At 39.0% G+C, this 9,427-nt stretch carries 9 protein-coding genes; all 9 read right to left on the bottom strand.

The annotated features are described in order from the left end of the window. Nucleotides 1–97: 97 nt before the first annotated feature. The 9 genes from rfbD to AB4558_RS03770 all read right to left on the bottom strand — a co-directional run bounded on the left by rfbD (nucleotide 98) and on the right by AB4558_RS03770 (nucleotide 9,009). Nucleotides 98–1,042 (bottom strand): dTDP-4-dehydrorhamnose reductase, encoded by a 945-nt coding sequence (gene rfbD, locus AB4558_RS03810; RefSeq protein ID WP_372158067.1) that lies wholly within the window; start codon nucleotides 1,040–1,042, stop codon nucleotides 98–100. A 97-nt stretch (nucleotides 1,043–1,139) separates the two neighbouring features. Then, the gene (locus tag AB4558_RS03805) at nucleotides 1,140–2,090 is read right to left on the bottom strand and encodes a glycosyltransferase (RefSeq protein ID WP_372158065.1); all 951 of its coding nucleotides are present in this window, start codon (nucleotides 2,088–2,090) and stop codon (nucleotides 1,140–1,142) included. A gap of 20 nt (nucleotides 2,091–2,110) precedes the next feature. After that, nucleotides 2,111–2,893, bottom strand: a complete 783-nt coding sequence (locus AB4558_RS03800; RefSeq protein ID WP_372158062.1) for a glycosyltransferase family 2 protein — start codon at nucleotides 2,891–2,893, stop codon at nucleotides 2,111–2,113. 19 nt (nucleotides 2,894–2,912) lie between these two features. Then, a complete protein-coding gene (gene rfbC, locus AB4558_RS03795; protein WP_372158059.1) occupies nucleotides 2,913–3,461 on the bottom strand; it encodes a dTDP-4-dehydrorhamnose 3,5-epimerase in 549 nt (182 codons plus the stop codon). A gap of 83 nt (nucleotides 3,462–3,544) precedes the next feature. Continuing rightward, complete coding sequence (gene rfbA, locus AB4558_RS03790; RefSeq protein ID WP_372158056.1) at nucleotides 3,545–4,441, bottom strand: glucose-1-phosphate thymidylyltransferase RfbA; 897 nt, start codon at nucleotides 4,439–4,441, stop codon at nucleotides 3,545–3,547. 47 nt (nucleotides 4,442–4,488) lie between these two features. Then, nucleotides 4,489–5,892, bottom strand: coding sequence for a lipopolysaccharide biosynthesis protein (locus AB4558_RS03785; protein WP_372158053.1), 1,404 nt, complete (start codon nucleotides 5,890–5,892; stop codon nucleotides 4,489–4,491). Between the two features lie 132 nt (nucleotides 5,893–6,024). Continuing rightward, on the bottom strand, nucleotides 6,025–6,810 hold the full coding sequence (locus tag AB4558_RS03780; RefSeq protein ID WP_372158051.1) for an ABC transporter permease: 786 nt from the start codon (nucleotides 6,808–6,810) through the stop codon (nucleotides 6,025–6,027). After that, nucleotides 6,810–8,564 (bottom strand): polysaccharide biosynthesis/export family protein, encoded by a 1,755-nt coding sequence (locus AB4558_RS03775; RefSeq protein ID WP_372158048.1) that lies wholly within the window; start codon nucleotides 8,562–8,564, stop codon nucleotides 6,810–6,812. Before AB4558_RS03775 ends, AB4558_RS03780 begins: the two co-directional genes overlap by 1 nt. 37 nt (nucleotides 8,565–8,601) lie before the next feature. After that, the gene (locus AB4558_RS03770) at nucleotides 8,602–9,009 is read right to left on the bottom strand and encodes a hypothetical protein (RefSeq protein WP_372072807.1); all 408 of its coding nucleotides are present in this window, start codon (nucleotides 9,007–9,009) and stop codon (nucleotides 8,602–8,604) included. Nucleotides 9,010–9,427: the final 418 nt, after the last annotated feature.

Below are 9,427 nucleotides of genomic sequence, written 5' to 3'. Positions count from 1 at the left end.
AGTTGAAAGTTGAAAGTTGAGCAGTATTTCATTCAAAGCATTAACGTCAAGTGCTGTCTTTTACTTGCAGTAAGCGTAGCAACGCCCTTTCTACTTTTCACTTTATATTTAATTCGTCTAGCATGTCTGATAGTTGTTTGCGCCAGTGTTTACTCTCTACACCACTTGCTTGCTCTGCAGTGGTTTTATCTATCACACTAAAACTTGGTCTTGCTGCTGGTGTTGGGTAAGCACCTGCCGGAATTGGGCGAATTAGAATTGCCTTATCTAACATATCTTTTTCGATAGCTAATTCTTGAATAGCGACCGCGAAGTCATACCAAGAGGCTACGCCTGCGTCTGTCCAGTGTAAAATCTGAGTTGAAAGTGGAAAGTTCGCTTCGCTCAAAGTAGAAAATTCACCATTACTTTGAACTATCTTGTTACCTTGAACATTTAACTTTTCTCTTTCTACTAAGCTCCAAATCATTTCTGCTAAGCCTTTGGCCCACGTTGGTGTGCCTACTTGGTCGTACACAATACCTAGCTGATCTTTCTCTGCCATTAGGCGCAGCATGGTTTTTACGAAGTTATTACCATTGGCTGAATAAACCCATGCGGTACGAATGATGATGGCTTGATTACCTAAAACCTGATTGATCTTAAGGTCACCTTGAAGCTTTGAATCGCCATAAACGTTAATTGGGTTTGGGGTATCGTCAGTTTGGTATGGTGTAGTTTTAGTACCATCGAAGACAAAATCGGTTGATACGTGAATTAACTTTGCGTTTATCTCTTTACAAATAAGTGCTAAATATTCGCTGCCTTTTTCATTTACGGCATAAGCGTTTTCTTTATCGCTTTCGGCTTTATCTACTGCGGTATAAGCAGCTGCGTTAATGATGATGTCTGGTGAATGATTTTTCACTACTTCATTAACTTTTACTTGATTAGTGATATCTAACTCATTTGCATTAAAACTGATGATTTCAAAATGGCTTGGTGTGGTTTGCTCAAGTTCCCAAGCGAGTTGACCACCTTTGCCTGTTATTAATATTTTCATGATAGCTCTTTTTAGATCCCGGATAGTTCGTTCCTCACTTCCGGAATGACGTTATGTGGTTACTCTTCCCTTTCGGAATGATGTTAGCTGATATTTTTTATTTTCTCGATAGCGTTAATAAGGTAATTAGTAATGCTATTTTTCCTGTGGTGTTGCTTCGAGTTATTAAACCTTGGCGATATGCAGTTAAGCGTTCGACATTACTCATTTTAGAAATTGCGGCTAATGCTGCTATTGTACCGTTTGGCATTAAGTCATTTTTTTTTTCAAATAGCTCAAATGCTTGTGCTTGTTGTCTAATACATTCAAATGATCGTTTAAATTGAGATAGCTGTAATGGAAACTGAGTACATAACTGCCAAGGTTTTCTTTGTTTAGCACCAATAGTGTTACTGTCATGTTGGCGATATTGAATTAATGGTTTATCAACTAACTCAATAACACCACAGCGAGAAGCGACTAATGCAAGCCACCAATCATGCATATACGCTTGCTTTGGCATTGGTAAGGATTTGTTGAGTAACGCGCGGTTCATTAGCATTGTGCAGCCAGAAGCTACATTTTGCTGACTTAACGATTCAAAAGAATGATGCCACTGCTTGCTTATTTTCTTTAGGGTGAAATAGCTCTCACACAATACATTAAGCTTTTCATCTACAATTTGTTTGTCTGTAAATATTAGTATAGGCGTGTGTTTATTATGTTGATCTTCGGCTTTTTGTGCCGCATGAAAAGATAATACTATTTTTTTGGGTAGCCATATATCATCTTGGTCACACAGCATCACATAATCAGCATCACTTAAGCTAAGGCCAAAAGCAAAGTTTGCCATAGCTCCAGGTTGGCCTGAATAATTATGGTGCCACTCTATTTTAGAGTCACTTTTTATCGCTGCTTGAACAATGCTCTGTGTATTATCTGTCGAGCCATCGTCTACCACTATAATACGATTGATTAACTCTTGATATTCACTATTTTGTTGAATAGAGAGCAATTGTTGTTGTAAGAATCGCTCTCCATTATAAGTAGCAAGAATGATATCAATCACTGGTACACCTAGATCAACTATTATTTAATTTGTGTTTTTTTCGCTTCAAATTTTCTCGATGAGAAACTGTAGCGAAACACGCTGCATACATGCCAAAAGAAATACTTGGTCATGAATCGTTTACTGTCTCTACGCCTAAAATGAACGGCTTTTACTTCTTCTAGATAGTCAAAGTGAATGCCTTTCATCTTTAGCCTTGCACATGCATCAATGTCTTCACAATACATGTAGTATTGCTCATCAAGCCCTCTCATTTTTTGATACAAGCTAGCGCTATAAATTAAAAAAGCACCACTTGCCCAATAACTCTGCTCTTTTGCTAAACCTTGTTTTCTGTTCACCATGGTGGAGCGATCATTTAACAAGTAGGTTTTAACAAAATTACTGAATTTTGGGTATAGGCGAATATTGTCATCATAGACAAATTCTTCTTTATCTAAAAAAAGGTTGGGGACAGATAATTGAGGTTTTCTCTCTCGCAATTCACACAATAACATTTTAATATTACATCGAGTCATATAAACATCAGGATTTAGAGTAATAAACACATCTTCCCCTTTCATTCCTAACTCTTCTTTACAATAGATAAAATTGGCGTTGTTATTGCCCGAAAACCCACGTTGCTCTTTATTCGGAATATAATGGATACCGTAGTTATTGCATGTTTTTTTCAACAATCCATTCGGTATATTATCACGACACACAACCTCAATTTCTGGGTACTCAGCTAAGACTCGCGCTGTACCCAAGTTAATAATAATATTTTGATGTAAATGAGAAACAATAGAGACAAATAAACGCACAAACTACTCTGTTATTTAATTAGAAAGGACTCGGCGCTTCAGAAAAAGATAAGCCAGCCTCATCCTTATCGGAAAGTTGTGGCGTAATGCCATCAACCAAAGGCCAATCAATATTTAGGTTTTTATCGTCCCATTTTATAGAGACTTCGGCTTTTGGATTGTAATAATCGGTACATTTGTACACAAACTCAGCCTCTTCGGACATTACATAAAAGCCATGTGCAAACCCTTCAGGCACCCAAAGCTGACGTTTATTCTCTTCAGAAAGTTCAACGCCAACCCATTGACCAAAAGTTACTGATCCTTTTCTCATATCGACCGCAACATCAAATACTTTACCTTTGGTTACTCGTACTAATTTCCCTTGAGTATTTTTTGTTTGGTAATGTAGACCACGTAAAATACCATGGCTTGATTTGCTGTGATTTTCTTGTACAAATTCCGTTTCTCCACACTCTTGATTAAATAAAGTGGTGCGGAAGGTCTCCATAAAGAAGCCTCGGTCATCACCAAACACTTGTGGTTCAATGATTTTTACATCTGGGATATTCGTTTCAATAAATTTCATAAGGTGCTTGAAGATTTGGAGGTTGAAGCGAAAGTAAGAGCAAAGTCAAGAGGAGCTTTAGCTCTTACTTTTCTACTATTTGTTCAAAATACTTTCTGATTTAATAAACCTAATAAGTATTTGCCATAACCTGATTTTTTCAAAGGTTCAGCACTTTCTCTTAACTGCGCTTCATCAATGTAGCCCATTCGATAAGCTATCTCTGTAGGTGAACTTATTTTTAATCCCTGACGCTGCTCTATTGCACGAATAAAAATAGCGGCATCCAGTAAATCATCAATGGTTCCGGTATCTAACCACGCAGTACCGCGGCCCATGATCTCTACTTTTAATGTTTTTTGCTCTAGGTACTGCTCTATTACATCAGTGATCTCTAGCTCACCTCGCGGTGATGGTTTTACCTGTTTCGCAAATTCAACCACATTGTTATCAAAGAAATATAACCCTGGTACGGCGTAGTTTGATTTTGGTTGTTCTGGTTTCTCTTCAATAGAGATTGCTGTTCCATTATCATCAAATTCAACCACACCATATGATGTTGGGTTGGCAACATGGTAACCAAACACCGTTGCACCTGTTTCTTGTGCGTTGGCACTGCGAAGTGATAAGGCTAAGTCATGGCCGTAAAACAGATTATCACCCAATACTAATGCTGCTGGCGAACCTGCTAAAAAATTTTCGGCTAAAATAAAGGCTTGAGCAAGACCATCTGGTGATGGTTGTACAATATACTCAAGTTGAAGACCCCATCGAGAACCATCTCCCATTAAACGCTCAAAACGATGAATTTCTTCAGGTGTAGAGATAATGGCAATCTCTCTAATGCCTGCCATCATTAAGTTTGATAGCGGGTAGAAGATCATCGGTTTATCGTAAACTGGCATTAACTGCTTACTTACCACTTCGGTCAGTGGATAAAGTCGTGTACCTGAGCCACCAGCCAAAATGATACCTTTACGGTTTAATGGGTTATAGTTCATATTCTCACTTTAGTTTCGTAATGTTAAATAATATACCACGCGACATTCTACTTTAGTTCTTTTATTGTCATATAGATGATTTTTGTAATCCCAAAGGTCACACTTAGCAGTAATAAAAACAGGCTAATATTGTAAAACACCTCTGGATATTTATTCTCTTCGGGTTTGGTTGCACTCTCTACCACTATCAAATACTTCATCTGCTTGTAGGCTTCGATTCTTGATTTCTCTAATGAGATTTGTGATGAGGTGTACGCTTGCAGTGCCAATTCCATTTTTACTTTGTAGTCGGTAAATCGAGATAGAATTTCACTGACAGGAATTTCTTTTTCTCCTGCCTGTGCAAGTTTGCTTCGCTCTGTTTTTAATTGTGCTTTTAGTGCTCTTAATTCATTTTCAGCTGATCTTACCTGTGGTGCATTTCCGCTCATGATGGATTTAAGCGTTTTTAACTCAGTTTGCTTTATCGCTATTTGAGATTCTATGGTGTAGGTAATTTGCTGCATTGCCATTCCCTCTGCTGTAGGGTCTAACAAATTGTAGCGTTGCTGAAATTTTAATAGCTTGGTTTGTGCATCTTTTAGTTTGTCTTCTACTAGTTGGTGCTCACCTTTAATGAACTCTAGCTGCGCCTCTGCTAATTGATGGCCAATGGAGTTAATGTACCATTCTGCTTTTTCGGTAATGGTTTTGGTTAGTGAGTTGGCATAGTCAGGGTCAAAGGCTTGGCTATAAATAGTAATGACGCCTGATTTTTCATTTATATCGACTGTGATGTGGTTTTGATAAAACTCCAACATAGTTTCTTGGGTGTCGTCTTCATGAATGCGGCTAAAGTAATCAATACTCTCTTGGCTGTAGTGTGCTCGTAACTCTAGGGTCTCGTTTAAGTAACGCACCATGTCATTAGAGTAGATATACGCTTTTACTAGCTCGGTATCTGAACCTCCACTAGAAACACCCATTCCCGACAATATAGCTAAACCAGCATCCATGGTTGCCATTGCATCTGGCTGTTGCACAATGACTTGCGCTTGGCTTTCGTATCGCTCTGTCGCCCAAAAGCATTGATAAAAAGCGAATAACAGTGTTGGAATAAGAACAAAGGCAATAAAAGCGTGCTTAGAGATATAATTAAAAGTTAAAAGATAAAAGTTAACAGTACGCTTCGCTTTTAAAGTATCCAATTCAAGAGTTTTATCTGACCTTTCTTTTGCCTCTGCTCCTGCACTTACTTTTCCACTCTCCTCTCTCCTCTTTCCTTCACTCTTTACACTCTCACCTTGCTTCTTCAGGTTTACTACTCGCACCATAATCCGGGCGGAAAGTGCGGCATCATCGGCTTCTAACTGTTGTGCTTTTGCACTCAAAAACTCAATACTGTTGAATTCAGCTGGCTTTACGCTTTGTTTAAATGCTAGAAATTTTTGTTCGATAGTTTGAGTTGTCATTTTTATATTCTTTTCAGGAAAAACAATAATTTACGACCTCTAAAGGCCTCACCATCAGCCGTTCCAAAGGCTATCCAGCTTCTTCGTTTTTTCTCTTGTTCTTACTTCTCTCTTTCCACTTTATCTCTTCCCCTATCGGCTTATCGCTTGCTTCCAACTGATGTGATAACAAGCCAAGGCAAAGAAAACGCAGAGTAATGTCACTATATCTAAATAAAAGTAACTCACGCCGGCATCCCCATAGGTTGGATAAGCAGCATAGCGGGTTAATTCAACCGCATGCAAAAGTGGGTTCCATGTTAAGTAAGGCCAATACTCTTGGGGTATGTCTTGTAAGCTAAAGAAAATACCAGAGATGAAGAAGATTGGACGCATCAGTAAGCTTTGTACTTTTTTCACTTCAGGCACATAGCATTGTGCTAATGCAAATAGTAACCCTAAGCTAGTAGCAATAAGCCATACACGTGTCAGGTTTAATATCACCTCTAACGGATCATCAATGTGGATATCCATTTTTAAGAACAAACAGATCACACCAATTAATAAAATAACAAAAATTTTGACTAAAAAATCAAAACCAGAGACGGCAATTACAGAGCTTATTGGTTGAACTTGGCGAAACGCATACAGTTGTTTATTTTTTTGAATTGCCCCAGAAACGCTACCAATTAATCCAATGAAAAACTGAACTAACACCATTCCATATATCATAAAAAACACGGTTGGAATACTATGGGTTTCACCATTATCCATAAAGCCTCTCATTCCAGCCATTATGGAAATAAATATCAATGGAGAAATAACGGACCAAGCAATACCTAACTTATCATTGAATTTACTTTTAATTTCTCGCAGAAAAATAGCAAAGATCACATCACCCCAGACTTGCAGAGTACTGCGCTTTTTTACCTTTGCCATTAGTTAATCGCCACATTTGCAGCCACTGCAATTTGGTAGATAATTTGAGTGATATCTTTAACTGCCTGCATGGTTTTGGTATCGACTTTTGGTAACACTAAAATTTGGTCGCCTTTTTCAATTGGCTTTTTACTGTCGAACTCGACTAAACCATTAGCACGTACGATCGCAATACGTTGGTCTTCAGCTCGGTCTGTAAAACCACCTGCCCATGCGACGTAATCGTCTAAGCTTGCATTTGGATTAAAGACGACAGCTTGTGGCATCAAGACTTCTCCACCAACCTGAATTAAGTCAGTCTTGTATGGAATGACGATTTGGTCACCTTGTTCTAATAATATATTCGCGATATTCCCATCATCGGAAACGATCACTTTACCCAACGGCTCAATTTTTCTAGCTCGCTCGGTAAACAGCAACACCATTTCTGCTTCTTTTGCCCGAATGGCCGCTTCACCATCGGATGAAGCAGGGGCTGTGAAGACGCTGCGCTCTAAACGATTAAGTGAGTCATCGATCATTTCTTTTTGTTTTTCAGCAACACTTTTACGAAGAATGTAAATAGACCCTTCATTGGTCAACGCTGGGTCAATTGGGATGTAGTTGAGCAAGTCGTGCAATCGAGTGCTCTTTTTAACCGCAAAATACGAAGGGCCGAGATAACTTCCACTAACCTGTACATCCATTACTTGTGCGTGTAGGTCATCATTGAAAATGATCTTATCGCCATCTTCTAGCTCAAACTCTTGGAACTCTTGGTAACTCATATAAAGTGAGAATGGCCCTTCAGGTCGATTGCCTATCACGCCTACGTGGCTCACCTTTGCAAGAGGGCGCGAGTATTGAGATAACTCTTTACCGCTCGATACCATATTTTCAAGTTCAAATCGGAAAGGGTTACGAACACCACCTGCAACGGTAATTGCTGCTTTTTGGGGGGACACGAGGATTACATCGCCATCTTGAAAGCTTATTTTAGGAAGGGAGCCAGTTTGGATGAAGTCATACAGGTCTATTTCAGCAATAGCTTCACCACCACGCATGATTTTAATTTCACGATAGCTACCTCTTTCAGAGTCAATACCACCTGCACGCTTTAAGAAGTACAGGATACTGTCTGATGCCATTCCTGCGTATTGACCTGGGCGTATTACAGGTCCAGAAAGGTATACACTTACTGGAGTTGCCGTTAAAAGGTTTACATAAACACTAACATTATTGGTATAAATCTGTTTTATCTTTGAAGTTACCAAAGCGTTAACTTCGCTGGCTCGCACATCTTTAACCTGAATCGGGCCAATCTCAGGAATAAAAATATTTCCCTGATTATCCACTGTTACTACATTTGAGTAGTTCACTGCTCCCCAAAGCCAGATATTGATTTTATCGCCAGCAGCGATCAAATAGTTATCATTTAAGCCATCACTTCGCTCGGTTTCGTACCCTCCTGCAAATAAGTTTGCACCGTACGGAGGAGGAAACGCTTCACCAGAACTTGGTAACAGCTCACGCACGTCGGTTTCACCTGGAAGTAAAGTATTATTGCGATTTTCTGAAGAGTACGTTCCCATATCTAGTGATTCATTTGGCATAACACCAGCTTGGCTAGCTTGCTGAATTTGCGCTGGGGTTGCATTAGCCGTTTGAGTGCCAGCTAACTCGCTTGGATCAAATGAAGCACTGTGTACAGGAGAGCATAGAATGGAGAAAATGGATGCGATTACAAAGCGAGATGGTGTGAATAAATATTTCATTTTTTAATTACTGTTAAATTAGGGTTTGTAATCAGAACTACTGAATTTTAATAACAGTGGCTGCTTCAACGATACTTGGTGCGAGATACCAAGATTTGGTTTCAGATCCGTCTGCATTTTTACTGATGGAAGCGCAAGCAATTCTATTACGTTTACCTTCAGAAATCGTCTCAACCTCTAATACACGACATTGATAACCTAAGCCTGAGCTGTATGGTGAGCTTAAACGAATATTGTAGTCGTTATGTGTTAACGACGTTTGATTTGGATTGTTGAGTTCCGACCAATACTGTTGAGGAATACTTTCACCTAACTGAACTTCAGCTGCCTCAACAAGAGGAAGACTGGCGGTTACTTCTCTTGGCTTACTAGCACAGCCAAAAAGTAACAAACTACTTAAAACTACAACCATAGTTCGAGGTTTATTAGACGTTAGTTTTCTCATGAAATAGACTCTTTCAGGGACGCTACCGCCCTACGATTTCTTTGCGTAACTCGTATTTCGCGCGGTATTAGTTGTAGGGTTAGTCATTTGCTTGGCAGCAAGCTTACTAATTTCAACGTTATAAGATACAGTATTCCTATAGCTTTCGACAAGGTTGAATTCGTACAACTATCGCATAAATGTTCATTCAAAACATGTCGGAACTAGAAGGGTAAGTCTAAGGTGGTGAAAACTACTTTTAAACCGACTACTTGACGGATTCAAGAGGGTAAGTCGTAAAAATACGTCGCTATCATTTGATGCTAAAAGATCTTAGGGTGCTAGCACCTTGAATAATTTGCTCTCATAACCTTAAAGGTTAGAGGAACACTCTATCTCTTTGACAAAAACATAGTTCAACCTAGAATAAGAAATCATA

This window comes from Vibrio sp. 10N.222.51.C5, assembly GCF_041474575.1.
Lineage (GTDB): Bacteria > Pseudomonadota > Gammaproteobacteria > Enterobacterales > Vibrionaceae > Vibrio > Vibrio crassostreae_C.
This window is presented reverse-complemented; position numbering and strand designations above follow the sequence as displayed.

Excerpts from the sequence above, each read along its gene's own strand:
- AB4558_RS03785 (WP_372158053.1), bottom strand. The coding sequence starts at position 5,892 with ATGACAACTCAAACTATCGAACAAAAATTTCTAGCATTTAAACAAAGC.
- rfbA (WP_372158056.1), bottom strand. The coding sequence starts at position 4,441 with ATGAACTATAACCCATTAAACCGTAAAGGTATCATTTTGGCTGGTGGC.
- AB4558_RS03780 (WP_372158051.1), bottom strand. The coding sequence starts at position 6,810 with ATGGCAAAGGTAAAAAAGCGCAGTACTCTGCAAGTCTGGGGTGATGTG.
- rfbD (WP_372158067.1), bottom strand. The coding sequence starts at position 1,042 with ATGAAAATATTAATAACAGGCAAAGGTGGTCAACTCGCTTGGGAACTT.
- AB4558_RS03770 (WP_372072807.1), bottom strand. The coding sequence starts at position 9,009 with ATGAGAAAACTAACGTCTAATAAACCTCGAACTATGGTTGTAGTTTTA.
- AB4558_RS03775 (WP_372158048.1), bottom strand. The coding sequence starts at position 8,564 with ATGAAATATTTATTCACACCATCTCGCTTTGTAATCGCATCCATTTTC.
- rfbC (WP_372158059.1), bottom strand. The coding sequence starts at position 3,461 with ATGAAATTTATTGAAACGAATATCCCAGATGTAAAAATCATTGAACCA.